This window comes from Mesorhizobium sp. M0751, from assembly GCF_040320265.1.
Taxonomy (GTDB): Bacteria; Pseudomonadota; Alphaproteobacteria; order Rhizobiales; family Rhizobiaceae; genus Mesorhizobium.
On the sequence record NZ_JAMYPH010000001.1, the window covers coordinates 251,981 to 276,512 of the forward strand.

At 61.2% G+C, this 24,532-nt stretch carries 21 protein-coding genes and 2 pseudogenes; 12 read left to right on the top strand and 11 right to left on the bottom strand.

Translation table 11 applies throughout. The features are described 5' to 3' along the window. Window positions 1-72: 72 nt before the first annotated feature. From NKI19_RS01145 to NKI19_RS01155, 3 genes and pseudogenes are all read left to right on the top strand, one after another. Window positions 73-468 carry a VOC family protein gene (locus NKI19_RS01145; protein WP_352488917.1) on the top strand — a complete coding sequence of 132 codons (396 nt, stop codon included), beginning with the start codon at window positions 73-75 and terminating at the stop codon, window positions 466-468. Between the two features lie 184 nt (window positions 469-652). Continuing rightward, window positions 653-898 (top strand): annotated as a pseudogene (locus tag NKI19_RS01150) (recombinase family protein); the annotation flags it as partial. Further along, entirely contained in the window at window positions 804-1,361 is a 558-nt protein-coding gene (locus NKI19_RS01155; RefSeq protein WP_352488919.1) for a recombinase zinc ribbon domain-containing protein, read from the top strand. The pseudogene NKI19_RS01150 and the gene NKI19_RS01155, both read left to right, overlap by 95 nt. A 518-nt stretch (window positions 1,362-1,879) precedes the next feature. Here the strand turns inward: NKI19_RS01155 and NKI19_RS01160 are convergent. Then, window positions 1,880-1,981, bottom strand: a pseudogene (locus NKI19_RS01160) (carbohydrate ABC transporter permease); the annotation flags it as partial. On the opposite strand from NKI19_RS01160, the gene NKI19_RS01165 reads away from it, so the two are divergent. After that, window positions 1,977-2,252: a substrate-binding domain-containing protein gene (locus NKI19_RS01165; protein ID WP_352564974.1), complete on the top strand. Its 276-nt coding sequence runs from the start codon at window positions 1,977-1,979 to the stop codon at window positions 2,250-2,252. The pseudogene NKI19_RS01160 and the gene NKI19_RS01165 overlap by 5 nt on opposite strands. Before the next feature lie 123 nt (window positions 2,253-2,375). On the opposite strand, the gene NKI19_RS01170 is transcribed toward NKI19_RS01165, so the two are convergent. The 6 genes from NKI19_RS01170 to NKI19_RS01195 all read right to left on the bottom strand — a co-directional run bounded on the left by NKI19_RS01170 (window position 2,376) and on the right by NKI19_RS01195 (window position 10,567). Then, window positions 2,376-4,517 (bottom strand): beta-galactosidase, encoded by a 2,142-nt coding sequence (locus NKI19_RS01170; protein WP_352564976.1) that lies wholly within the window; start codon window positions 4,515-4,517, stop codon window positions 2,376-2,378. 24 nt (window positions 4,518-4,541) lie between these two features. Beyond that, a complete protein-coding gene (locus tag NKI19_RS01175) occupies window positions 4,542-5,444 on the bottom strand; it encodes a carbohydrate ABC transporter permease (protein ID WP_352564978.1) in 903 nt (300 codons plus the stop codon). Next, the gene (locus tag NKI19_RS01180) at window positions 5,444-6,364 is read right to left on the bottom strand and encodes a carbohydrate ABC transporter permease (protein ID WP_352564980.1); all 921 of its coding nucleotides are present in this window, start codon (window positions 6,362-6,364) and stop codon (window positions 5,444-5,446) included. Before NKI19_RS01180 ends, NKI19_RS01175 begins: the two co-directional genes overlap by 1 nt. 76 nt (window positions 6,365-6,440) lie before the next feature. Then, complete coding sequence (locus NKI19_RS01185) at window positions 6,441-7,718, bottom strand: ABC transporter substrate-binding protein (RefSeq protein ID WP_352564982.1); 1,278 nt, start codon at window positions 7,716-7,718, stop codon at window positions 6,441-6,443. A 143-nt stretch (window positions 7,719-7,861) separates the two neighbouring features. Then, window positions 7,862-9,046 carry an ROK family transcriptional regulator gene (locus NKI19_RS01190; RefSeq protein WP_352564984.1) on the bottom strand — a complete coding sequence of 395 codons (1,185 nt, stop codon included), beginning with the start codon at window positions 9,044-9,046 and terminating at the stop codon, window positions 7,862-7,864. Between the two features lie 582 nt (window positions 9,047-9,628). Further along, complete coding sequence (locus NKI19_RS01195) at window positions 9,629-10,567, bottom strand: LysR family transcriptional regulator (RefSeq protein ID WP_352564986.1); 939 nt, start codon at window positions 10,565-10,567, stop codon at window positions 9,629-9,631. 109 nt (window positions 10,568-10,676) lie between these two features. On the opposite strand from NKI19_RS01195, the gene hglS reads away from it, so the two are divergent. The 4 genes from hglS to NKI19_RS01215 are packed head-to-tail and all read left to right on the top strand — an operon-like array spanning window position 10,677 to window position 16,344. Next, window positions 10,677-12,077: a 2-oxoadipate dioxygenase/decarboxylase HglS gene (gene hglS, locus NKI19_RS01200; protein ID WP_352564987.1), complete on the top strand. Its 1,401-nt coding sequence runs from the start codon at window positions 10,677-10,679 to the stop codon at window positions 12,075-12,077. Between the two features lie 8 nt (window positions 12,078-12,085). Then, window positions 12,086-13,507 (top strand): FAD-binding oxidoreductase, encoded by a 1,422-nt coding sequence (locus NKI19_RS01205; protein ID WP_352564989.1) that lies wholly within the window; start codon window positions 12,086-12,088, stop codon window positions 13,505-13,507. Window positions 13,508-13,528: 21 nt separating this feature from the next. Further along, window positions 13,529-15,061, top strand: a complete 1,533-nt coding sequence (amaB, locus tag NKI19_RS01210) for an L-piperidine-6-carboxylate dehydrogenase (protein ID WP_352564991.1) — start codon at window positions 13,529-13,531, stop codon at window positions 15,059-15,061. Between the two features lie 8 nt (window positions 15,062-15,069). Further along, complete coding sequence (locus NKI19_RS01215) at window positions 15,070-16,344, top strand: pyridoxal phosphate-dependent aminotransferase (RefSeq protein ID WP_352564993.1); 1,275 nt, start codon at window positions 15,070-15,072, stop codon at window positions 16,342-16,344. A 212-nt stretch (window positions 16,345-16,556) separates the two neighbouring features. Here NKI19_RS01215 and dapB read toward each other — a convergent pair whose 3' ends face one another. Together dapB and NKI19_RS01225 are read right to left on the bottom strand one after the other, a co-directional pair. Further along, window positions 16,557-17,360, bottom strand: a complete 804-nt coding sequence (gene dapB / locus NKI19_RS01220; RefSeq protein ID WP_352564995.1) for a 4-hydroxy-tetrahydrodipicolinate reductase — start codon at window positions 17,358-17,360, stop codon at window positions 16,557-16,559. A 27-nt stretch (window positions 17,361-17,387) separates the two neighbouring features. Continuing rightward, window positions 17,388-18,272, bottom strand: coding sequence for an aspartate/glutamate racemase family protein (locus NKI19_RS01225; protein WP_352564997.1), 885 nt, complete (start codon window positions 18,270-18,272; stop codon window positions 17,388-17,390). A gap of 111 nt (window positions 18,273-18,383) precedes the next feature. Here NKI19_RS01225 and NKI19_RS01230 point away from each other — a divergent pair, with 111 nt between their 5' ends. From NKI19_RS01230 to NKI19_RS01245, 4 genes are read left to right on the top strand one after another with little or no spacing between them, the layout of a single operon-like run. Then, a complete protein-coding gene (locus NKI19_RS01230) occupies window positions 18,384-19,478 on the top strand; it encodes an ABC transporter ATP-binding protein (protein ID WP_352564999.1) in 1,095 nt (364 codons plus the stop codon). A gap of 39 nt (window positions 19,479-19,517) precedes the next feature. Beyond that, the gene (locus NKI19_RS01235; RefSeq protein WP_352565000.1) at window positions 19,518-20,600 is read left to right on the top strand and encodes an ABC transporter substrate-binding protein; all 1,083 of its coding nucleotides are present in this window, start codon (window positions 19,518-19,520) and stop codon (window positions 20,598-20,600) included. Between the two features lie 40 nt (window positions 20,601-20,640). Then, complete coding sequence (locus NKI19_RS01240; protein ID WP_352565001.1) at window positions 20,641-21,828, top strand: ABC transporter permease; 1,188 nt, start codon at window positions 20,641-20,643, stop codon at window positions 21,826-21,828. A gap of 8 nt (window positions 21,829-21,836) precedes the next feature. Then, entirely contained in the window at window positions 21,837-22,688 is an 852-nt protein-coding gene (locus NKI19_RS01245) for an ABC transporter permease (RefSeq protein ID WP_352565002.1), read from the top strand. Window positions 22,689-22,756: 68 nt separating this feature from the next. On the opposite strand, the gene NKI19_RS01250 is transcribed toward NKI19_RS01245, so the two are convergent. Further along, complete coding sequence (locus tag NKI19_RS01250) at window positions 22,757-23,356, bottom strand: helix-turn-helix domain-containing protein (RefSeq protein WP_352565003.1); 600 nt, start codon at window positions 23,354-23,356, stop codon at window positions 22,757-22,759. A 201-nt stretch (window positions 23,357-23,557) separates the two neighbouring features. Next, the gene (locus tag NKI19_RS01255; protein WP_352565005.1) at window positions 23,558-24,517 is read right to left on the bottom strand and encodes a quinone oxidoreductase family protein; all 960 of its coding nucleotides are present in this window, start codon (window positions 24,515-24,517) and stop codon (window positions 23,558-23,560) included. Between the last annotated feature and the right edge of the window lie 15 nt (window positions 24,518-24,532).

Below are 24,532 nucleotides of genomic sequence, written 5' to 3' on the forward strand. Positions count from 1 at the left end.
CTGCCACCCTTTTTCCGGCCAATAGGCCACGGTCTACTGTATGCGAAACCGCTCGGCAGACCGGAGGCTCCTTTGGCGAAAGTAATTCATTCGATGATCAGGGTGCTGGAAGAGAACCTGTCGGTCAATTTCTACAGAAGCGCATTCGGACTAGATGTTGCGGACCGGTTGGATTTCGACACGTTCACACTGGTTTACCTGCGCAATGCGGAAGCCGATTTCGAACTCGAACTGACGATCAACAAGGGCAGGGAAGAACCTTACTCGCTGGGCGACGGCTATGGCCACATCGCCCTTTGCGTTGACAACCTAGAGGCAGAACACGAGCGCTTGGCGGCGGCAGGCCTCAATCCGCGAAAAATTGTCGAGTTCAACCACGAAGGCGGGCTGTTTGCGCGGTTCTTTTTCGTGGGCGACCCCGACGGTTACCAGATCGAAGTGCTGCAGCGCCACGGCCGCTACAAATAGAGGGCTGCGGCAAGCGGAATTGGTGTTCTCGCGTATGACTATCGTGGCTTTGGTGAATTTCTCCACGCGCCGCTGCGGTAGAGCCGAACAACAATGACGACGTGGGGTATTGAGCATCAAATTGCCGCTGAGGCGACTCTTCGCGAATTTGCCCCAGGGGGACCCTTGGCTGTTTGGTTACTCCATGGGCGCCTTGCCTCGTGGTCGGGCCTGGAATGCCTCTACCATCAATGGAAACGCGCAGAGAGGGACGGGGCTGCTTCAGAATGAACTCTATGTCGGCCGGTTGATTTGGAACAGGGTCCGAATGGTCAAGGACCCTGACAGCGGGAAGCGTGTCTCGCGCGCGAATCCTAAGAGCGAATGGCGAACAATCGAAGTTCCCGATCTCGCCATTGTTTCGCCCGACCTGTTCGAGGCGGCACAGGAGAGGAAAAAGGCTCGCGCAATCACCCATCCAAGCCATCAGCGCCGACCACGGCATATGTTGTCGGGGGCTCCTCAGGTGCGGCGGTTGTGGAGCCGGAACGTCGTCAAACGGCAAGGACAAGTCCCGGCGTATTCGCATCCGTTGCTCGGCCGCCACGGAAAGCGGAACATGCCCTGATCCTAAAACCTTTTATTTGGATACAGTCGAGACCGCGGTTCTAAATAGGCTTACCGCCGAGTTGCGCCATCCTGAAGTAATTGCCCACTACGTCCAGACGTATCAAAAAGAACGGAGGCGCCTGGCAGCCGAAACCGATGCGCGGCGCACTCGTTTGGAGCCAAGGCTTGGAGAAATATCTCGGGAGATCGAGCGGCTGGTCAACGCCATCGCCCAACGACGCTCAATGAAGAGCGCAAGTGCATTGTGGCTGAGCTGGATCAGGCGCCCGCGGCGACCGGCGTGATCGCGCTGCATCCTGCAGTGCTGGCACGCTACGAGGAACAAGTAAACCAACTTCGAGCAGGGCTTGCCAAGGGCCTTGAGGCAGGCGATCCCGAGTCCGCAGAGGCGATGCGGGAGTTGATCGACACCGTTACTGTGTTTCGAGATCCTTCGAGGATCGGCGGAATCGAAGTCGAAATCGCCGGACGTCTAACGGCACTCTTGGGCGAGGGTGCCTTCCCCCATGGCGTCAAAGGAGTGTGGGGAATGGTGGTAGCGGGAGAGCGCTACCGCCTTTCCCCCCCCTCAGAGACCATGCGATATTGTCTACAGTGTCGGGCGTGATGAGCCTGTCTCGGTGCTGCAAAGACCCGTAGGGAACGGGAGAGTCTGACCCGAAAGCTATCCACAACCCGAACGGCAGCTTTGCGCCTAATGTCGGCTGTTGAGATCAAATTCGCCGTTTCCTCAAAGCAGCCGTTCGGCTTGGACGACATGATGTCCGGTTTGGCCCAAAGCGGACACGGGTCCATAACTTCCTTACCCCTTTACAGCGCCAGCCGTCATGCCCGCGACGATCTGCCGGTTGAAGAACAGGTAGACGATCAGCGGCGGGATGGTGATCAGAAGGATGTTCATGAAACAAGCGCTTCGACTATTTCGACAAACGACACGCCCCGAAGCGGTCTTTTGTTCGACGGATTTCGTCGCTTTCGAGGTTTTGAGCGTTGCCAGGGAGCTGGGTCTGCATGTGCCAGGCGACGTGGCAATAATGGGTCACGACAATACAGCCTTTTGCGATCTCAGTATCGCCTTCATGACAAGTTTCGATCAGTCGGGGCCGAACTTTGCGCAAACGCGGCACGGCTTCTCATCGAAAGGATCGAGGGACGTACGAAAAGCGTGTTCGTGACGGTCGCACCGAAAGTCGTGGCACGTGGCAGCACAAAGATGTTTAGAGTGGAGATTGCTGCCCAATCTAAGATCACTGGGACAGAAGATATTGAGCGTTTCCCAAAGCCTCGCGACAACATCCCTAGTCGAGTTCGATGATGCTGCAGCCATAAGCCGGGAGCGACAGCTTACCGCCGCGTACTTTGCCATCGCCGAGCAAATCCTTGCCCGCGGGGACATTGCCGATGCTTGCCAGCTCGCCCATCGTATTGAGGATGAACAGCAGGCGGCGGTCCTTGCTTTCGCGGATCGTCGCCTCGACGCCGGCCTGCATGTCGGCGATAAGTGGCACGATACCGGCGGGCGCCAGCACTTGATCGGCCAGCACCTCGACCAGAGCATCGCTGAGGTACGTGCCGAGGTAGATCACATTGCCCTTGCCAACTTTGCGCGAAGTCATCGCGGCTTGGCCGTCGGCGAAGCGGCTGGCCCAGCTGCCGATAACCTCCGTGCCGGGCGCGACGTTAAGCAACTCATAAAGATGCGCCGCCGTCACCTGGGCATTCCCGATCTTGAGCTCGTATTGGCGGCTCGCCGACGTCGCCGGCAGCTTCTTGCGCACCGTGTTGGCGCCGAAGCGGCCGCCATGCTCGAACAGGCCGTTCCCGCCGATCGGCGTCAGCAACCCGAACTCCTCGACCGTGATCCCGGCCAGCGCCGAGAGCGTCTTGCCCGGCGAGGTGTCGCGGATGACGTGGTTGTTAACGTCGCGTGATCCGGTGCGGCCGCCCAGGATTACCGTTCCACCCGCCTTGGCGAAGGCCTCGATCCGCGCCGTCCACGCATCGGTCCATTTCAGCCAATGCGGCACGTAGAGCGCCTTGAGCTTGCTGAGATCATCCTCGGGATGGATGAAGCCGCAGGCGATGTTGTGGCGGTAGCAATAGCGGTGCAGCAGCGTCGCATCGTCCTGCGGGCTCGGCATGCCGATGGGGTAGGAGCGGTGCATCTCCTGATTGTCGAAATCTGATCCGGCGATGCCCAAATCCATGCGCACATGCGTGCCGAGGATCTTGTCCTTGAGCGCCGTGACCTCACCCGCAAACTGCTTGGCCTCGTCATAGCGCCGCCGCGGGATGTCATCGTGATCTATGATGCCCATCCAATAGATCTCGGCGCCGAAATGCGCCGGCCGCCAGCGGAAGAACATCACGCCATCGGCGCCGCGCGCCACTGACGTATAGGCCATGCGGCGCATCTCGCCGGGTTCGGGCGTCAGCGTCGAGATGTTCGGCTGCGCACCGAAGCCCGATTGCTGCTCGGGCACGATGAAGTTGCCGGTGAAGCCGCGGCAGATGTCGAGATGCAGCGCCTGCACCTCGCCGACGCCGCCGACCCGCTGCATCTCGTCATAGAGATGCGGGTAGATGTCGAAGCCGAGAAAATCGAGATCGGTCGAGAACTCGCCACGGAAGTCGATGTCGTCGATCCGCCCCAGATTGTGGAAGACGAACCAGTCTGGATTGGTGGCGCGCAGGATCAGCACCTGATCGTGCTGGAACCGCGCCGTGACGAAGGCGAGGAAGCGGTGATAGTCGACCACATGGGTCGGCCCGACCGGGGCAGGGGCATAGTCGAGGGGCAGCACCACTTGATCGAAATCGTCGTAGGCGGTCGCCCAGAAATGCCCGCCCCACGCACCGTTGAGTGCGGCGATGGTCTTGTACTTGTCCTTGAGGAAGGCCTGGAACTCGGCCAGAGTCACCGGACCGTAGGACAGAGATCCAGAGGTATTGAGCTCATTGTCCGTCTGCCAGCCGATGATGTGCGAATTGCCGCGATAATGCTCGGCCATCGCTTTGGTGATGCGCTTCGAATGCTCGCGGAACACTCCGCTCGCAAGATTGGCGTGCTGGCGCGAGCCATGGCTCATGGCGCGGCCATTGGCATCGACGCGCAACACTTCGGGATAACGCGCCGTCAGCCAGCGCGGCGGCGTCGCCGTCGGCGTGCACATGATGGTCTTGATGCCAGCCTTGCCCAGCGCATCTATGGCGCGGTCGAACAAATCGAAGTCGAACGTCCCCTCATGCGGCTCGATAATATGCCAGGCGAATTCCGCAAGTCGCACCGCGTTGAAGCCCGCGGCTGCCATGCGGTCGGCGTCGCGCTGCCAATAGCTCTCATCGACATGCTCCGGGTAATGCGGGGTACCGACGAGGAAAGTGTCGGTTGCGATCGGCCGCCAGACAGAGAGCGGCGCGGATTTCGAGGCAGTCGTCATAGTCGGAAAACTCCAGGCGATAGTCTATTTGATGGAGCCGGCGGTGAGGCCGCCCTGCCAGAACCGCTGCAGCAGCAGGAACACCACGATGACCGGGATGATGCTGACCAGCGCGCCGGTGATGATGATCGAGAACAGCACCTGTCCGCCGCCACCGCCCTGCTGCGCGAGCTGATACCAGGTCGCAAGGCCCACCGTGATCGGCTGATACTCCTGCGAGCGCAGCACGATGAGCGGCAGGAAGTAATTGTTCCAGGTCCCGACGAACGAGAGCAGCGCCACGGTCACCATGCCCGGCGCCACCAGCCGCAGCACGATGGCGCGGAAGATCACGAACTCGCCGGCGCCATCGAGCCGCGCCGCATCGAGCAGTTCGTCGTCGACGCCCTGGTCGATATAGACGCGCATCAGATAGACGCCGATCGGCGAGATCATCGAGGGCAGGATCACGCCCAGCGGATTGTCGCTGAGACCCGAAAGCGCCAGCAGCAGGAAGATCGGCACGACGAGGGCCGTCTGCGGGATCATCACAGCGCCCAAGACCAGCGCAAACAGCAGATTGCGGCCGACGAATTTGAACTTGGCGAACGCATAGCCTGCCGCGGTAGCAAAGATCGCGGCACCGAGCCCGGCGGCGGTCGAATAGAGCACGCTGTTGAACATCCAGCGCGAGAAGATGCCATTGTCGCGGCTGAACAGATCGCTCAGATTCTGCCAGAGGTTGAACTCGGTGCCCAAGCCGAAGCCGAACGTGGTGAACAGGTCGCCATTCGTCTTCGTTGCCGATAGGACCAGATAGACCAGCGGCACGAAGCTGTAGACGAGGAACAGTGACAGCAGCAGCGTGAGGATGATCCGCGAGCGCCGCCGTTCGCCGGGCCGGCGCCTGGTAGCGTCGAAAGTGGCGATGTCGGTGGTCGTAGTCATCATTGCTCCGGCCGACGGCGGTTGGTGATCAGGGTGAAGATGTAGGAGGCACCGGCGATTACGATGCCAAGCACGAACGAGACGGCGGCCGCATAGCCATACTGCTGGTTCTGAGTCGCCAGCGAATAGGCATAGAGGTTCGGCGTGTAGCTCGAATTGATAGTGTTACCGGCGAGCGAGCGCATCAAATACGGCTCATTGAACAGCTGCAGTGTGCCGTTGATCGAAAAGATGATGGTGAGCAGGATCGCCGGCCACAGCAGCGGCAGCTGGATCAGCCGCGCAAATTGCCAGGGCGAGGCGCCATCCATCCGCGCGGCCTCGGCGAGGTCCGACGGGATCGCCTTCAGCGCGGCGTAGTAGATCACCATATTGTAGCCGACATATTCCCACGTCACGATATTGGCCAATGAGAAGATCATCGCGCCCGGCGACAGGAAGTTCGGTGGCGGCAGGTTGAACGCCTTGGCCATCTGCGTGAACGGGCCGAAGGTGGGGCCGTAGAGATAACCCCAGATGATCGTCGCGATCACGCTCGGCACGGCGTAGGGGAGGAAGAAGCCGAGCCGGAAGACGCCCTTGGCATAGACCTGGCCACGATCGAGCACGATGGCGAACAACAGCGCCAGGCTCAGCATGATCGGCACCTGCACGATGCCGAACAGAACGAGGTTCCACACGCCGCCCCAGAATTTGGCGTCGCCCGTGACCTTGATGTAGCTGGCTGCACCCGCGAATTGCCGCCCGCCCACCAGCGTGTCGCGGTAGAGGCTCATGTAGAACGCATAGACCAACGGCGCGACGATGAAGGCGATAAACAGCAGCACGAAGGGCGCCAGGAACAGATAGGGCGCGACCTTTCGTGACGTAAAACCGCCCGATCGCGCTGGGCGCGTCGCGGCGGCTGGCGAATTCGACATTGCCATGGTCCCCGTCCGGCAAGATGAAGAGATCGGGCGCGCCGGTCAAGCGCGCCCGGCCATTGCCCGGGAGAAATCAGTCTACGGTGAAGCCTTGTTCCTTCGCGTAGGCGACCACGGCGTCCTGGATGCGGTCGAACGCATCCGACAGCGTGCCCTTGCCGCCGATCGAGGCGCCGAATTCATCGGCCATCGACTGGTAGAGGAAGTCCTGGAACGGGCTCCACTCAAAGTTGCTGACTGCGGCCGCCGATTTGGCGAACACTTTGTTCACTTCCTGGCCGCCGAAGAACTCCGGCTTGTTGCCCGCCCATTCAGGGCTCGACAGCAACGCGTTGGTACAGGGGAAGAAGTTTTGCTTGGTGGTGTAGAGCTTTGTGGCTTCGGGATTAATGTTCAGCCAGATCGCGGCTTCGGCGGCCTCGGGCAGATGCTGGGTCGTTTTCATCACGGCTAGCGCTGAGCCACCCCAAGCGCCGGTCGCGAACTTGCTCGCGTCCCACTGGGGCAGATCGGCGGCACGCCACTTGCCCACGCTGGTCTTGGCAACCGAGGTCAGGAACAGCGGACCCCAGCCGGCAGCGAGCCACGTGGCATAGCGGCCCGAATCGAGGCCGGTGTACCACTCATTGTTGAAGCCCGGCTTGGTCTCGATGACACCCGCGTCAATAAGGTCCTGCCAATAGGCGGCGAAGTCCTTGGCAATCTTGTCGTTGATGTTGATCGCGAGCTTGTCGCCATCGCGGCTGACCGGCTTCCAGCCCATCGGCCACAACAGACCCAAGGCCCAGTCGGCATTGGCTCCGAACGGCGCGTCGGTGATAAACACATTCGGATCGGCCGCATGGATCTTCTTGCCCGCATCGGCAAACTCGGCCCAGGTGGTGGGCGGCGTGATCCCATGCTTATCGAAGATGTCCTTGTGATAGAGCATCGCCATCGGACCGAAATCCTGCGGCATGCCGTTGACCACATCGCCCTTGGCGACCTGCGCCCATAGGCCTGCGGGGAACTCGCCCTTATGGGCATTGGCGTACTGGCCGATGTCGGCGAAGGCGTCGACCTGGCGGAAGGTCTCGATCAGCTGGTATTCGATCTGGACGACGTCGGGCAGACCGCTGCCCGCCTGCAGACCCGCACGGACCGCCTGATATTCGGGGTTCCCCTGGCCGGCATTCACGAGTTCGACCTTGATGCCCGGATGCGCGGCGTTGAACAGGTCGACCTGAAGCTGGAGATCCGGCACCCACGACCACAGCACCACCTTGACGGGCTCGGCACCGCGAGCTGCCGCCGGCAGGGCTGCAACCGCGACGCTTGCACCCGCGACTTTCAAGAAGTCACGACGCTGCATTGTCCGCCCAAGCGGATTGAAAATCTTCGTCATTGAAGTCCTCCCACGAAAGATACGCTCCCACACGACGCAGGGCGCGGTTTTTCTTTCAGTTAGAAACTTAATGCCGAGATTCAGTCGCTGTCAATCGCGATCGATTGATCTTAGTCGGCCATCACGAGGCTGTCGGCAGGGTTGAGGGTCGTCGCATCGAGCACCAGGCGCACCGCGCCCAGGACGATATCGCGGTGGCCCAGCGCGCCCATCACGAGGCGCGGCGGGTCATACACATTGCCCTTGAGGCGGTGCCGCAGCACATCGAGCACCAGATCACCGCCGCCGACGACCCGGCCCGCCAGTACGATGATTTCGGGGTTCATGAAGGCAGCAACACTGCCCACCGCCATCGTCGCATAGTCGAGCAACTCGGTGACAACCGGCGCGATTTTGTCCGCCTGCCGGTCGGTGACGGCGCCCAGGGTGAGCTTTCCCGCCGCATACTGGGTGTTGGCCTCTTCGAGCATCTTGGTCGCCTGTTCGGGGATGCCGAAAAAGCGCAGCGATTGCTTGTCGCCCAGATGTTCGAACGGCCGCCCGGTGAGGAGGGGGTCATCGAGATACCAGCCGAGCTCGCCTGCCGCATGCGAGTGCCCGCCATAGAGCTTGCCGTCGATCACGACGCCCGCGCCGGCACCGGGCCCGATCGAGAGGCTCACGACGCTGTCGGCGCCACGCCCGGCCCCGAATCCCCATTCGCCCACGGCGGCGAGGTTGCGCCCGTTCTCGACGACGATGGGCATCTGAAAATGTTCGCTGAGCCGCGCCCGCAACGGCATGTCGCGCCAGCCGAGCCCGAGTGTCAGCACCACTTCGCCCTCCGGCTGCCTGACGATCGAGGGCAGGCCAATGCCGATGCCGCGAATGGTCTGGCCGCGCGGGCGGGAGGCCGCCATCAGCCGGCGGATCAGGCCGACCAGCTTCTCGAAATTGCGCTCGCTATCATCGTCGGCGGTCTCGTGCATTTCTGTCTGCACGACGCCTTCGAGATTGGCCACGGCGCCGTAGAACTCGCCCTTGCCGGCCTCGATGCCAATGATCGCATGCGCCGCACCGCGGAACTTGATGCGCGCCCGCGGCCGGCCCCGGACATTGGCCTCGTCAAACCCGTCATACGCCACCAAATCCTCGGCAATCAGATCCTCGATCACCCGCATCACCGTCGGCAGGCTGATGTTCAGCCGCTCGGCGAGGCTCGATGGCGAAATCACTCCTTCGGTGCGGATCAAATCCACCACGGCCGAACGATTGAGTCGGCGTAACAGGCTCGACGTCGTGGGCTGGCGCTTCATTCATGGACCAGTTGCAAAAGGCCGGCGGACCGGCAACGAGCGTCGGCATAGACCAGAACCGTGCCAGAGTCCGCCTTTTTCTGATGACGCCGAACGTCAGTTGTCGCTCCGCAGTGAAAGCTACCGCGGTAGCCCGTTCGATGATTACGGCGATCCGTGGCGGGCGCCCAAGCCCTCCGGAGTCACTGCGCTTACTCGTGCAAATAACTGACTCCGGTTGCTTCAATCGGTTACGAGCTCGTCCGCCTTTGGCGCGGAACCAACATCAATGACCGCTTTTGGCGCAAAGCGGTCCGCACTACGCTGGACGCAACGGTCGGCTTTCTTGCCAGTCATCCTGAAAGCTGCCAGGCCGTTAACGGCCCCAATTTCAGTCGTCGCAATCGCAGGCAGGGGCGTGAAATCGGCGTCGCATTGTGGGGCAGGGAAGGGCGCATTTCCTTCCCCCCATAACGCCCCCGGAGGATGCGGCTCGGTTTACGACAGCCCGGCCGCCGATCGGCGGCGATGGTCACTGCTTCGCTATGACACTTCGGAACGGCTCCTCGGATCAGCGAGCCTGATTTCGGCAGCTAGCTGGTACTAGGAAGACTGCATGGGCTCATCGAACGGCAGTGTCCGGTCAACCTCGGTAACCTGATTTATCAGCCACGAGACGAAATGCTGAGTTGTAGGGGACGGCGTTCTCGCCTCCGGCAGTACGGCATAGTAGCAATTTTCCGTTTCCATAGGCAGATCGAGAACGACCTGAAGTTCGTCGGATTTTAATTCCTGCTCGATTAGGTAACGTGGAAGCAGCGCATAACCCATGCCGGCAACCGCCGCTTCGATGATCATTGAGAATTGATCGAAGCGGTGCCCCCTGTAGGCGGTCTCGCCGGGCAGCCCGGCCCACTCCAGCCATTGCGACCAGAGCCTCGGGCGCGTTGCCAGATGCAGCAAGGGCTCGTTGAGAAGATCGGCCGGCGTCAGCTTGGGTCCCGATGCCAGCAGGGCACCGCCGGCCACCGGCAGGATCGACTCGCTGCAGATATAGGTGCATGTGGCGCGCGCCCAAACCGGCTGTCCGTAGTGGATGGCGAGTTCGAAATTCTCTTCGTCGAAATCAAACGGTGCCGAGCGCGCGCCGACATTGAGGATCACGCCCGGGTTCTGGCGCAGGAATTCAGGCAAGCGCGGACTGAGCCAGCGGCTGCCGAATGTCGGCAAGGTGGCGATGCTCAGGCTCGATCTGGCGTCGGCGGACGACATTGCGCGCAGCATCGTCTCCTCGGCTTGCCGCAGCAGCTTCCGCGCTTCCGGCAGGAAGCGCCGCCCATCCTCGGAAAGCACCACGCGCTGCCGGATGCGTTCGAACAGCAGCGCGCCGAGATAGACTTCCAGATCCTTGACCTGACGGCTGACGGCGCTCTGGGTCAGGTTGAGCTCCCGGCCGGCGCGCGTGAAGCTCGCGTGTCTTGCCGCGCATTCGAACGCCTGAATTGCAACCAAGTCTGGCATCAACTTTCTGCTCAATATCATGCGTATCTCGCATCAACCTAGTCGAAATCGTCGCAATCCACGCGAGATGAAATCCAATATCACTCTTTTCGAGAATGATCTCATATTTTCTCAAAAGCGAGACCGCGCCGTGCAAAACGCTGCTTTCGTTGCATCCGATGACATTCGTTCTGCTTTTTCTGCGGCGATGTCAGCCATGTACCGGGCCGAGGTTCCCGCCTACGGCACGCTGATGGAACTGGTCGCCGAGGTGAATGCCGAAGTGCTGGATGGCACGCCAATGCTGCGCCAGCGGCTCGAGGCGACGGATTCGCTCGACCGCATCTCGCAAGAGCGGCACGGCGCGATCCGCTTGGGAACGCCGGCCGAACTCTCGACGATGCGGCGCGTGTTCGCGGTGATGGGCATGCATCCGGTCGGTTACTATGACCTCAGCACGGCCGGGGTGCCTGTCCATGCGACGGCGTTTCGTCCGGTTGGTGCCGAAGCGCTCAGCCGCAATCCTTTTCGCGTCTTCACCTCGTTGCTCAGGGTCGACCTGATCGGCGACGAGGCTCTGCGGGTCGAGGCGGAGGCCATTCTTGCCGCTCGTCGGATTTTCACGGACCGCGCCGTCGAACTCACCGAAAGGGCCGAGACGCGGGGCGGGCTGGATCTAGCCGATGCGGATCGGTTTGTCGCCGAAATTCTCAAGACCTTCCGCTGGCACGATCAGGCCTGCGTCAGCATCGAGATGTACCACAGGCTGCACCAGCAGCATCGGCTGGTCGCCGACGTGGTCTCCTTCAAGGGACCGCATATCAACCACCTGACGCCGCGCACGCTCGACATCGACGCAGTGCAGACGGGCATGCCGTCGCGCGGCATCGAGCCCAAGGCGATCGTCGAGGGTCCACCCACTCGCCAGTGCCCGATCCTGCTCAGGCAGACATCGTTCAAGGCACTGGACGAACCGGTCTCATTCAAGTCGGGCAGCGGCGGCTGGACGGCTGGCTCGCACACGGCGCGTTTCGGCGAGATCGAGCAGCGCGGCGTGGCGCTGACTCCCGAGGGCAGGGCGCTCTACGACAACCTGCTGGACGCCACGCGCAAAATGATCAGGCCGGCTGCCGACGGGTCAAATGCCGCTGACTATGTCGAGGCGTTGTCGCGGACATTCCAGTCGTTTCCCGACACGTGGGACGGCATCCGCACTGCCGGCCTTGGCTATTTCACCTATTCGCTTACCGAGCGAGGGCGTCGGGTCGGCAGCGTCCATGCAGAAGGTGTCGATCAGCTGGTGGCGGATGGCTTTGTCCGTTTCGACCCGATCGTCTATGAGGATTTCCTGCCCGTCAGCGCGGCCGGCATTTTCCAGTCCAATCTGGGCGATGAAGCGGGTCAGGATTTCGTCGCCAGTCCCAACCAGAAGCGCTTCGAGGCTGCCCTCGGCGCCGGCGTCCTCGATGAATTCGAACACTATGCGACGATCGAGCAGGCTTCGATCGACGAGTGCCGACGCGCTCTGCGCGGCGTTCAGGCAGCGGAGTAAACATCGGCATGATCGACGAGCGGCACAAGACAGCTTTGGTCGAAATCCTCGGCGCGGACGGGCTTGTCCAGGATTCCGCCAGCCTGGCCGCCTATGAGAATAGCGCGCGCTATGACCGGGGCAGCGCCGCATTGGTGCTGCGCCCTCGCGGCACGGCGGAGGTATCCGCTTGCGTCGCCTATTGCGTTCGCGAGCATATCGCGCTCATCCCGCAGTCCGGCAACACCGGCCTGGTCTCGGGCTCGACGCCGGATACCAGTGGAGCGCAGGTCGTGCTCAGCCTCGACCGGATGACGCCGATTTTCGATCTCGATATCGACAACCGCTCGATCCACGTCGACGCTGGAACCAGACTGTCGGACATCAACGGGCGGCTCGAGTCCGGCAGCCTCTTCTTTCCGATCGACCTCGGCGCCGATCCGCGGGTGGGGGGCATGCTGGCAACCAACACCGGCGGCTCGCGGTTTCTGAAATATGGCGACGTCCGCCGCAATACACTGGGCGTGAAGATCGTCCTGGCGGACGAGGCTGGCACCGTTGTCGACCTGCTGTCGGGGCTGCGCAAGAACAATACTGGCGTCGACTGGAAGCAGCTTTTCATCGGAACAGCCGGCGCGTTCGGCATCGTCACCGAATGCGTGCTCAACCTGGAGCGTCTGCCGAGGCAAGTTTCGACAGCCTATCTGGTGCCGCGAACCGGAACTGCCGTCATGTCCCTGCTGCGGGCGATGGAAGAGCGCCTCGGATCGTATCTGTCGGCTTTCGAGGGCATGTCGGGGAATGCGATCGCCGCAACGCTTGCCCATGTTCCGTCGCTGCGCAATCCATTCCAGAATGGCGATGTTCCCAACTATGTCATTCTGGCCGAAGTTTCCCGCAGTTGGCTTCCGCGTGATGATGAGCAGCCGCTCGATGCCGTCCTGGAAACGGTGCTGGCCGAAGTCTGGGAAGCGGAGGGCGCGCCGCTCGCCAATGCCTTTGTCGGTCCCGCTCGTGAGATGTGGACACTGCGTCACGCCCTGTCGGAAGGCGTCAAGCGTGCCGGCCGGCTGGTCGCTTTCGATCTGTCGTTCCGCAGGACCGACGTACTGGCGTTCTGCGACTGGATGAAGCTCGAACTGCCCAGCCATTTTGCCGATGTCGTAATCTTCGACTTCGGCCATATCGGCGACGGCGGCGTGCATTTCAATCTGGTCGTCGACGAGGCGCGGGCTGGTCCAGTCGACATCGCCTTCGAACGGCGATTGCGCGATTGGGTCTATTCGATCGCGGTCGATCGTTTCGGCGGCAGCTTCAGCGCCGAGCACGGCGTCGGCCGCAAGAACCAAGCCTACTACGACCTCTATACGCAGAAAAAGCACAAGGACCTTGCCGCTGGCCTGAAGCAACTGACGTCGCCAGGGCGCCTTGGTTCGGTGTGTTTCGGATAAGTCAAAACAGGAGTTTGCCGGATGAACGTTGCAGTCAAATCGATCGATATAGCGAAGGAAACGACTGAGCTTCTGGCGAAACTGGGTGTTGCCAAGGGCGCGCTTACGGGCGGCGACCTCATCGTGCGCAGCCCGGTGACGGGCGAGCAGATCGCAGCGCTGAAGACAATCTCGCCGGCCGATGCTGCCAGGACCATCGATGCCGCGCACACGGCATTCCAGGCCTGGCGGATGGTGCCGGGTCCCCGGCGCGGGGAACTGGTGCGGCTGCTCGGCGAGGAATTGCGCGCCCACAAGGCCGAGCTTGGCCGGCTGGTATCGATCGAGGTCGGCAAGATCCCGTCCGAAGGTCTCGGCGAAGTCCAGGAAATGATCGACATCTGCGATTTCGCCGTCGGCCTTTCGCGTCAGCTCTACGGCCTGACCATCGCCACCGAACGTCCGGGACATCGCATGATGGAGACGTGGCATCCGCTCGGCGTCGTTGGCGTCATCTCGGCCTTCAACTTCCCGGTCGCGGTGTGGTCGTGGAATGCAGCGCTGGCGCTGGTCTGCGGCGATGCCGTGGTGTGGAAGCCGTCAGAGAAGACACCGCTGACAGCGCTCGCCTGCGAAGCGATTTTTGCGCGTGCGGTCAAGCGCTTCGGCGCTGACGCGCCGGCAGGCCTGGCGCCGGTGCTGATCGGCGACCGCGCCGTCGGTGAGATCCTGGTCGACCATCCGAAGGTGGCACTGGTCTCGGCCACCGGCTCGACCCGCATGGGCCGGGATGTCGGCCCAAGGCTGGCCAAGCGCTTTGCCCGCGCCGTGCTGGAGCTCGGCGGCAACAATGCAGGCATCGTCTGCCCGACCGCCGATCTCGACATGGCGCTGCGCGCCATCGCCTTCGGCGCCATGGGCACCGCGGGACAGCGCTGCACGACGCTGCGGCGGCTGTTTGTGCATGACAGCGTCTATGACGCGCTGCTGCCGCGGCTGAAGAAGGCCTATGAGAGTGTTTCCGTCGGCAACCCGCTGGAGACATCCTCGCTGGTCGGGCCGCTGATCGACAAGGCGGCGTTCGATGCGATGCAGAAGGCGCTGAAGGAAGCCACCGTTCACGGCGGCAAGCTGACCGGCGGAGCGCGGGTCGAGAACGGCCATCCCGACGCCTATTACGTACACCCGGCATTGGTCGAAATGCCGAAGCAGGTTTCTCCGGTGACGGAAGAGACCTTCGCGCCGATCCTCTATGTGATGAAATATTCGGACTTCGACGCCGTGCTCGACGAGCACAATGCGGTCGGCGCCGGCCTGTCGTCGTCGATCTTCACACGCGACCTGCAGGAATCCGAGCGCTTCCTCGGCGTCGACGGGTCTGACTGCGGCATTGCCAATGTCAACATCGGCACCTCGGGCGCGGAGATCGGCGGCGCCTTCGGCGGCGAAAAGGAGACCGGCGGCGGCCGCGAGAGCGGCTCCGATGCTTGGAAGGCCTATATGCGGCGCGCCACTAACACGGTGAACTATCAGGCGCTGCCGCTCGCCCAGGGCGTCTCGTTCGACATCGAGTGAGAAACACCATGACCGATATCCGCAACGCCGCCGACGCAAAATTCGCGCCGGCAGCCCGCATCGCTTCGATAGGCGTCTCGGAAATCCTGAAGATCGGAGCCCGCGCCCAGGCGATGAAACGCGAAGGGCTGCCGATCATCATCCTCGGCGCCGGCGAGCCGGATTTCGATACGCCCGACCATGTCAAACGGGCGGCGACCGCAGCTATGCTGCGCGGCGATACGAAATACACCGCGCTCGACGGCACGCCGGAGCTGAAGTCGGCAATCCGCGAGAAATTCAAGCACGAGAACGCGCTCACCTTCGATCTGGACGAGATCACTGTCGCGGCTGGCGCCAAGCAGATCCTCTTCAACGCAATGATGGCGACGCTGAATCCCGGCGACGAGGTCATCATTCCGACGCCTTACTGGACCACCTATTCCGACATCGTCGCGATCGCGCAAGGCAAGCCGGTTCTGATCGAATGCGATGCCGCCGCCGGCTTTCTCCTGACTGCCGATCAACTCGAGAAGGCGATCACGCCCAAAACCCGCTGGGTGCTTCTGAACTCGCCGTCCAATCCATCGGGCGCTGCCTACAGCGAGCAGCACTATCGGCCACTGCTCGACGTCCTTCTGGGTCATCGGCACGTCTGGCTCATGGTCGACGACATGTATGAACACATTGTCTATGGCGACTTTCGTTTCGTCACGCCGGCGGCGATCGAACCGAGGCTGAAAGACCGCACGCTGACCGTCAACGGCGTGTCCAAGGCTTACGCCATGACCGGCTGGCGCATTGGCTATGCAGGCGGGCCGCGCGACTTGATCAAGGCGATGGCAGTCGTGCAGAGCCAGTCGACATCCTGTCCATCGTCGATCAGCCAGGCAGCCGCGGTGGAAGCGCTCAAGGGGCCGCAGGTGCTACTGAAGGATCGAACAGATAGTTTCAAACGCCGCCGCGATGTCGTCGTGGGAGCGCTCAATGCCATCGACGGCATCGATTGCCGGGTTCCCGAGGGGGCGTTCTACACGTTTGCGTCCTGTGCCGGGCTTATCGGCCGGTCGACGCCTGGCGGCAAGATCATCCGCAGCGACGCGGATTTTTGCGCTTTCCTGCTCGGCGACGCGCACGTCGCCGTCGTGCCAGGATCAGCGTTCGGCCTGTCTCCCTATTTCCGCATCTCATACGCCACAGCCGAAACCGACCTGATTGAAGCCTTGCGAAGGATCAAGGATTTCTGCGGAAAACTGCTGCAATCAGGTGCAACGCTTCGAACGCCAGCAGAAGCACCTCTTTGAGAGCCAACGATCGAACGCGGTTGGTGCACTGGCGCGCCCGGTAGCTCCATTCGATGGCGGATCGACACAATGCGTCGAGTCGGGGAGCCGCAAGCTCGAGACCGCAAATGGACGCAGGGCTCCGAGAACGGATCGGCGATTTCGGCACTATCGGCTGACCGAGCGCAGCAGTGCCGCGACCGTCACTGATTTCTCCGGTCGAATGCGATCGGTCACATGACCGAGTCCAATCCACGCCGAAGGCCTATGATGGAAACAACACGCTGCGCGGCAAGCAAGGTGCCCGCCACATAGGGCATTGCGGAACTGCCCGCATCCTGCCGGATGGAAAGCCGTTCGCCATCAGCGCCAAACATCACTTCCGTCGACGACGTATAGGAAGGCAGACGCACGGAATGAACCTGTACCGGCGCTTGCCTGCCGATCGCTGCGCCCCTCGCTTCGGGTCGCCCGGTATATTCGGGTCGTCCCAAGAGCGCCGCGCCGGTTCGGACTTGTGCAAGATGATCGGCAAGTTCCATCCCGGTGCCTGAAGGTACGTCGTGCTTGCCCGCCGATCCCCACTCGACCACCTCCACCTCGGGCAGAAATCGAGCGGCTTCGAGAGCGAAGCGGCGCAGGAGCGTCGCTGTAACCGAGAAATTGCCCGCGGCCACGACACCACGTCGGGCGGATTGCGCGGCTGAATCGATTTCCGCGTAGTCATCGGTGTTCAGGCCCGAGGTTCCAATCACGACGTGATGACCCGCTGCCAGTGCCGCGAGTGTATGCTTCTTGACGACTTCCGGCCTGGTGTAGTCGATCAGCACCTCCGAGGGTGTGGCCAGGGCTTCTTCGAGCGTCCCAACGATGAACAGATCGCCATCGAATCCGGCAACCACTTCGTTGAGCTTGCGCCCGGAGTCCCGGCGCGCCACGGCGGCAACCAGCGCGAAGTCCGGATGTCTGGATATCTCCAGAGCGAGTTCCTGGCCAACCCAGCCGCTGGCTCCGGCCAGCACGATCCTCAATGCCATTGAAGGTTCCTCAACGTGTGCACACGATCAGTACCGGGGGAAGCGCTGCGGGCGCAGACCGGAATGGAGCCAGTTCACCAGCGTCACCACATCATAGACCGGCACGCCGAGGTGCCGCGCCAGTTCCGCCGAATAGGGCGGCATGTTTCCGCACTCGATGACGATCGCACCGACATCGGGGTGTTGTCCGAGCAGTTTTTTGCCCACATCAAGCGTTTCTTCAAGCAGCACAGCTTCATTGAGCTGTCTCCAGCCGCCGCCAACCGCGCGGCGGAATTCCGAGTTTTCAGGAAGCCCGGCCTTAGGGGTGGCGGGATCCACGCCGATTGCCAGGAAATGTCTGTCGGTCAGGGACTGCGCATCATAGGTCACAATGCCGACGCGCTTCCCGGCGGGCAGCATCGATTGCACAAACGGCACCTGCATGATGCTCGACGTCGCGATCGGAACCGGACAGCGGGCCGCCAGTTCCTTTTGAAAGACCGACAGGAAGCCACAGCTCGTGCCAATGGCATCCACGCCGGACGCGACCAGTTCATCCGCCGCCTCAAGGAAAGGCTCAAGCAGGCCTTCGCCGCCGCCGGCGATTACCTTGTCGGCGCTAGCGCCTCTGACGACCTTGTACTGGACCGGAAAATCGAAAGAAGCGGCGTTGCCGATGTCGCCCGGAATGCGCTCGAACTCAGTGTCGAGCACCATGATGCCGATGCGCGCCCCGTGAACAGGCCGCGGCCGCTGGCCAGCGCGGGTGGCGGGTGTAGTTCGACTGGTTCGATTCACTGGCATCTCTCCCTTTGAGCCTATGCTGCACGCATATTCGCAACGATTGATCATCCGAATGCGATATCTACTATAATAGAATTTGTCAACTTTACGAGAATTCGGTAGTCGGTCGAGAAGCGCCGTTTTCATCCGTTCGTCCGGCGGCGGCCTGCCGCGGCGGCAAAAATTTGAATCCAATAAAGTTGACAGATTCCATTAAAGTAGAATACTGATTGAAAAGGAGACAAGAGGTACGAAAGGGTGACGTCACTGAAAACCGAGCAATCCAAGCCACTGCTGCAGTTTGTCGGCGTCCGAAAGGCGTACGGCAAATTCGATGTAGTGCGCGGCGTGGATCTGTCTGTCTTCGAGGGCGAGTTCCTGACCTTGCTTGGACCCTCTGGATCCGGCAAAACCACGTGCCTGATGATGCTCGCGGGTTTCGAGACGCCTACCGGCGGCGAGATATTCCTCAAGGATCGTCCGATCAGCCGTTTGCCGCCGCATCGGCGCAACATAGGCATGGTTTTTCAAAACTATGCTCTGTTTCCTCATCTCTCGGTCGGCGAAAATCTCGCCTTTCCGCTGAAGATCAGAAAACTGCCGCGCGCCGAAATCGACGAACGCGTCAAGCGTGCCTTGCAGATGGTCCGGCTCGATGGTGTCGCCCAGCGCAATCCGAGTCAGCTTTCGGGAGGCCAGCAGCAACGCGTCGCGGTCGCGCGTGCACTGATATTCGAGCCCGAACTGATCCTGATGGACGAACCGCTGGGCGCGCTCGATCGGACTTTGCGCGAGGAGATGCAGTTCGAACTCAAGCATCTGCATGAGCGGCTTGGTCTGTCAGTGGTCTATGTCACGCACGACCAGGACGAGGCGCTGACCATGTCGACCCGTGTCGCGGTCCTGAGCCAAGGCAAGGTTCAACAAATAGCGCCGCCAAGGCAGATTTACGAGCATCCAGCGAACAGGTTCGTCGCCGGATTTGTGGGCGCCAACAACCTTCTGGCCGCCAGGGTGGTTTCCGTCGATGGCGACACCTGCCGCGTTGCAAGCTGCGGCCAGACCTTGAGGGCACGGCACTACGGCCACGTCGGCGTCGGTCAGGATGTGCAAATTTCCATCCGCCCCGAGCGGATAGAAGTGAACGGCCCGAGCGATGCCGGGAACAACAACTACATCGCGACGGTGAACGAGGTCGTCTATCTGGGAGATCAACTCCTGCTCGAGGCTTCATTTGGAGACGTCACGCTCAAGCTGAAAGTCCAGAACTGCGCTTCCATGGGGAATTTGAAAAAGGGAAAGCAGGCACGGATCAGTTGGTCGGCCGCGGACTGTCACGCTTTGACCGATTGAAAATCAAACCTGAATTTTAAACTCAAAGGGGATGAGAAAATGAAAAGATTGAAGTTGGCCGCATCCGTGGTGCTGGCCTTCGGGTCCGCGACAGGCGCTTTCGCGCAGGACTCGCTCACGGTCGTCTCCTGGGGCGGAGCCTACACAAAAAGCCAGGTCGAGGCCTATCACAAGCCGTTTGAGAAATTGACCGGAATGCGGATCGTTTCAGCGGACTATCTCGGGGGCTTGGCCGAGATCAAGGCCCAGGTCCAGTCCGGCAATATAAGCTGGGACGTCGTCGATCTCGAATTGCCGGACGCCGTGCGGGGGTGCGACGAGGGGCTTTTCGAGAAAGTCGACATCGCGAAACTCCCGGCAGCACCGGACGGCACCGGCGCCGAAGCGGATTTTCTGCCGGGCAGCTTGCAGCCATGCGCGGTCGGCTCGGTGATCTGGAGCAGCATCTACGCTTTCAATGACAACGCATTCCCAGGCGAGAAACCGGCCAGCGTCGCGGATTTCTTCGACGTCAAGAAATTTCCGGGCAAGCGCGGGTTTCGCAAGAGTCCCAGAACCACGCTCGAAATGGCGCTGATGGCCGACGGTGTGCCGTCCAATAAGGTCTATGAGGTGCTGGGTACGGAAGAAGGCGTGGAGCGCGCCTTCGCGAAGCTCTCGACAATCAAGAACGACATTGTGTGGTGGGACGCCAACGCGCAAGCTCCGCAGATGCTGAACGACGGCCAGGTTGTCATGACTGCCGCCTCGAGCGGCCGCATCTTTGACGCCCAGGTAATAGAAAAGCGGCCGTTCACCATCGTTTGGGATGGCCAGATCCTGAGCATGCAGCTCTTCGGTGTCGTGAAGGGAACACCCCGCAAGGAAAAAGCGATGGAATTTGTCGCCTTCGCGACAGGGACGAAAGCGCTTGCCGATCAGGCGTCCTGGATATCATACGGGCCGCTGCGCAAATCATCGATGGCGCTTGTGGGGAAGCATGCGACGACCGGCATCGAAATGGCGCCTAACCTGCCGACGGCGGCGGGGCACCTGGTGAATGCGCTCAATGATGACTTCGAATTCTGGGCCGATCATCAGGACGAACTCAACGAGCGATTCCAGACCTGGCTGGCCAAGTAGTGGAGAGATCGGGACCCGGGGGCTGGACTTGAACATCAACATGAAACGCATGCGCCGCTCGTTGCCACCCGTGCTGCTTGTGGCTCCCCTGGTTCTCTTTCTTCTTGTGATGTTCGTCTTCCCAATTCTCAAGCTGCTGACGCTGAGCGTCGACGATCCGCTTGTTGCCAGAGCCGTTCCAAAGACCATCGCGGCCCTCGCGGACTGGGATCACAAAGCGATCCCCGATGCGGCGGTCTTCGACGTTTTGGCGCGCGAACTCCAGGAGTTGGACAAGGATGGGAAGACAGGGCCGCTCGCAAATCGCCTCAATTACGAGGCCGCGGGCCTGCGCGGTCTGTTCCTCAAAACGGCAAAGAGAAGCGCGTTCTTTTCGCCACCTTATAAGGAGGCGATGATCGCGGATAACCCGAAATGGGGCACGCTGGAACCATGGAGCGTTCTGGAGCGACTTGGTTCAGTGCCCAACGCGGTCCAGCTCATGGCGGCGGCCGACTATCAGTTCGATGCCAAGGGCGAAGCGATTTCCGTGCCCGCCAGCCAGCGCGTCCATCTCGAAATGTTCAAACGCACGCTTGTGCTGGCGGTCCTCGTGACCACCATATCAGCGCTGCTCGCCTATCCCCTGGCATATCTGCTTGCCAGTGCCGCGACCCGCATCAGCAACATGCTGATGATACTGGTGCTGCTGCCGTTCTGGACGTCCATCCTGGTCCGATGTGCGGCCTGGATCGTGCTGCTGCAAACCAATGGCGTCGTGAACTCCGCGCTCATCAATCTGGGGCTCGTCGATCCGGCGCATCGCCCGGACCTGATATTCAATCTTTTCGGAACGGTGATCGTGGCGGTTTACGTACTGCTGCCCTACATGGTGCTTCCGCTTTATTCGACAATGAAATCCATTCCGCCATCGCTCTTGCGGGCCGCCTCGACGCTGGGTGCCTCGCCGGTGCAGGGATTCCTTCGGGTCTATCTGCCGCTGACTTACAGTGGATTGGCAGCTGGCTCATTGCTCGTCTTCATCCTGACTGCCGGCTACTATATCACGCCCGCTCTCGTTGGCGGAGCGAGCGGCACGCTGATTTCCAACCTGATCGCCTATCACATGCAGACCTCGCTCAACTGGGGGTTGGCGGCGGCGCTGTCGCTGTTTCTCCTTGTCGGCGTCACCATCCTCTTTGCCCTTTACAATCGCTTGATTGGCTTGGGCAAACTAGCCATGAATTGAGTTCCAACATGATCGCTCGGCGAACCGATTGGGGCAGGGTTCCAGGCAGGGCCGCTTTCTTCATCGCGTGTGGGCTGGTTCTGTTGTTTCTGATACTGCCGATACTCGTCGTTGTGCCGCTGAGCTTCAACGCCCAACCCTATCTCACTTTCTCGTCGGATATGCTGGCGCTGAGGCCGGAGGGCTTTTCCCTGCGCTGGTACGAGGAACTCCTTTCCAGTCCGCGCTGGGGGCGATCGATCGTCAATTCCGTCGGCATAGGCGTTGCTGCAACGCTGATCTCGACGGTCCTGGGAACGGCCGCTGCATTCGGACTGACGGATCCGAGGATGCCAGCGCGCTCGGCGCTCACTGCCCTCATCGTCTCTCCGCTTGTCGTGCCAATGATCATCACTGCCGCGGGCACGTATTTCTTCTACTCGTCGGTCGGGCTGGTCGATACCTATGGCGGCATCATTTTGGCGCACGTCGTGGTCGGCACGCCCTTCGTGGTGATCACCGTGACAGCGTCGTTGGCCTCGTTCGATCGCACACTCTACAGGGCTGCATTGACGCTTGGCGCGGCGCCCTTGCAGGCTTTCCTCAAAATTGTGCTCCCAATCATCCTGCCCGGGGTTCTGTCCGGCGCGCTGTTTGCGTTCCTGGCTTCATTCGACGAAATTGCCATCGTCCTGTTCATCGCTCCGAACCCGGATCACTATACAATTCCGCGGGAGATGTGGTCGGGCCTGCGCGAACAGATCAGCCCGGCGATCCTGGCGATGGCCACGGTTCTGATTGTTTTTTCAACCCTAGTGCTTGTTGCGACCAACCTGCTGCGCGACTGGAGCGACCGCAACCTGCGCGCGCGCGAAGAATAGGATTGTTGTGCAAGGCTTGTCGCTCAAAAGCGGCCCGCCTTAGACAACGGCATGAATCTTAACACGCCTCAGACGGGCAATGAAATCCACAGCGCCTTGGCCGCCTCGTTTCCCGCCCGCACAAAGGCATGTCCCATGCGGGCGTCGTATTGGATGGAATCGCCTACGCCGAGAATCACGGGTGCGTAAAGCTCGGAGTGAAATTCGACCTGGCCGGCAAGCACATACATGAAGTCCTCGGTGTCGTGGCGTTCCCAGTCGGGGAACTCGGAAAAGTCGGTGGCCTTGAACTCGAGTTCAATCACGTTGAGGTTGCTCTTCTTAAGCTCGCCCGTCAGAAGGCGCAAAAGGTAATGCGTCATGGCATGCATTTTGCCGTCGTTGTGTCGGATGACATGGCGGCTGCCGGTTGGAGCACCGCCGTTACTTTCGCCGATGAGCTGGCCAAGCTTGATCTGAAAGCCGCGCGCCAATTTTTGCAGCGCATCGAAGGTCGGTGACATTTCTTCCCGTTCGATCTTGGAGATCGATGATCGCGACAGCCCTGTCCTCGCGCTAGCCTCCTCGAGGGTCCATCGCTTGGCCAGCCGCAGCGCCTTCACCCGCACCCCGAGATCTCCGACTGCCGGATCGGCGGTACGCGTAGCCGATCCGGTGATGCGGTCCAATTCGCTCTTTTTGGAGGTCATGTCGTTTCTGCTCTGCTGTCGACATACGGGAATCCATCTTAATGGAAGATTCCTTTATAGGAAACCGTGACGGCGGCTGGAGCAATAAGTAAGGTTGAAAGACTCTTCCCGTGTGCTTCAGGTTTCATACCCAACAAGGCGAGCCGGCGGCGAACCATCGCCGCGAGCGCGTGACGAGATCTAGATGTAATAAAGGATCTTTCCGATCACGCCTCGTCCTTCCAGCAGACGGTGCGCCTCCGCCCCATCCGACATCCGGAAGCGATGGATCGGAGGAAGACGCAGTGCACCACTTTCGATGGCGCGGAACAGACCGGCCGCCCGCTCGGCTCGTTCAGCAGAAGAGGTCAGGTAATTCCACAGATCGCCGCCCTTGAGTGTCAGTGAGCGCTCCATCAGTCGTCTTGGGTCAATCGGATCGGGATTGCCGCCTGCCATGCCATAGATCACCACAACGCCCCGCGTCCGGGCGATTGCGAGACTATCGGATAGGGTGGATCCAATGGAATCAAAGATGACATCGACACCGCTTGGAGCGAGTGTTCGAACGTCCCGTTGCCAGTTCTCATGACCGAAGGCGCGATCCGCGCCGTATTCGAGCGCGAGGCAGCGCTTCTCCGCGGAGGAAGCCAGCGCAATAACCGTCGCGCCTCGTGCCTTGGCGAGTTGCGTCAGGGCCAGGCCGACGCCTCCGGCGGCGGCGTGAACCAGTACCGTCTGCCCGTTTGCGACAGGCGCCGTCTCATTCACCAGATACTGGGCGGTCAATCCCTGCAACAGCATCGCCGCCGCGGTTTCGAAGGTGATAGCGTCCGGCAACCGGATCGCGTGCTCCTCGGGCACGTTGACGCGTGTCGCATTCGCGAATGGCACGTCGGCGAACGCGATGCGATCGCCGACATGGAGGGCCTCGACCTGATCGCCGACCGCAACGACTTCGCCGGCCCCCTCGTACCCCAGTATATACGGGGGAGGGCCGTGGAGAACGTAATTGCCTTGGCGGCGATAGATGTCGGCGAAGTTCAATCCCGCGGCGCAGAGTGCGATCTGGACGTCTTTTGGCCCGACAATCGGATCGGGCAGTTCGCGGTAGCTGAGCACGTCGGGCGTGCCGAAAGTCTCGAAGGCGAGAGCGTGCAATATCGAACTCCTCAG

Bases quoted from the DNA above. Each gene is read 5' to 3' on its own strand.
- NKI19_RS01165 (WP_352564974.1), top strand. From the start codon at position 1,977: ATGAAACAAGCGCTTCGACTATTTCGACAAACGACACGCCCCGAAGCG.
- amaB (WP_352564991.1), top strand. From the start codon at position 13,529: ATGAACGTTGCAGTCAAATCGATCGATATAGCGAAGGAAACGACTGAG.
- NKI19_RS01215 (WP_352564993.1), top strand. From the start codon at position 15,070: ATGACCGATATCCGCAACGCCGCCGACGCAAAATTCGCGCCGGCAGCC.
- NKI19_RS01240 (WP_352565001.1), top strand. From the start codon at position 20,641: ATGAAACGCATGCGCCGCTCGTTGCCACCCGTGCTGCTTGTGGCTCCC.
- NKI19_RS01175 (WP_352564978.1), bottom strand. From the start codon at position 5,444: ATGACTACGACCACCGACATCGCCACTTTCGACGCTACCAGGCGCCGG.
- NKI19_RS01205 (WP_352564989.1), top strand. From the start codon at position 12,086: ATGATCGACGAGCGGCACAAGACAGCTTTGGTCGAAATCCTCGGCGCG.
- NKI19_RS01190 (WP_352564984.1), bottom strand. From the start codon at position 9,046: ATGAAGCGCCAGCCCACGACGTCGAGCCTGTTACGCCGACTCAATCGT.
- NKI19_RS01180 (WP_352564980.1), bottom strand. From the start codon at position 6,364: ATGTCGAATTCGCCAGCCGCCGCGACGCGCCCAGCGCGATCGGGCGGT.
- NKI19_RS01235 (WP_352565000.1), top strand. From the start codon at position 19,518: ATGAAAAGATTGAAGTTGGCCGCATCCGTGGTGCTGGCCTTCGGGTCC.
- NKI19_RS01245 (WP_352565002.1), top strand. From the start codon at position 21,837: ATGATCGCTCGGCGAACCGATTGGGGCAGGGTTCCAGGCAGGGCCGCT.
- NKI19_RS01195 (WP_352564986.1), bottom strand. From the start codon at position 10,567: ATGATATTGAGCAGAAAGTTGATGCCAGACTTGGTTGCAATTCAGGCG.
- NKI19_RS01225 (WP_352564997.1), bottom strand. From the start codon at position 18,272: ATGAAAACGGCGCTTCTCGACCGACTACCGAATTCTCGTAAAGTTGAC.
- NKI19_RS01185 (WP_352564982.1), bottom strand. From the start codon at position 7,718: ATGCAGCGTCGTGACTTCTTGAAAGTCGCGGGTGCAAGCGTCGCGGTT.
- NKI19_RS01170 (WP_352564976.1), bottom strand. From the start codon at position 4,517: ATGACGACTGCCTCGAAATCCGCGCCGCTCTCTGTCTGGCGGCCGATC.
- dapB (WP_352564995.1), bottom strand. From the start codon at position 17,360: ATGGCATTGAGGATCGTGCTGGCCGGAGCCAGCGGCTGGGTTGGCCAG.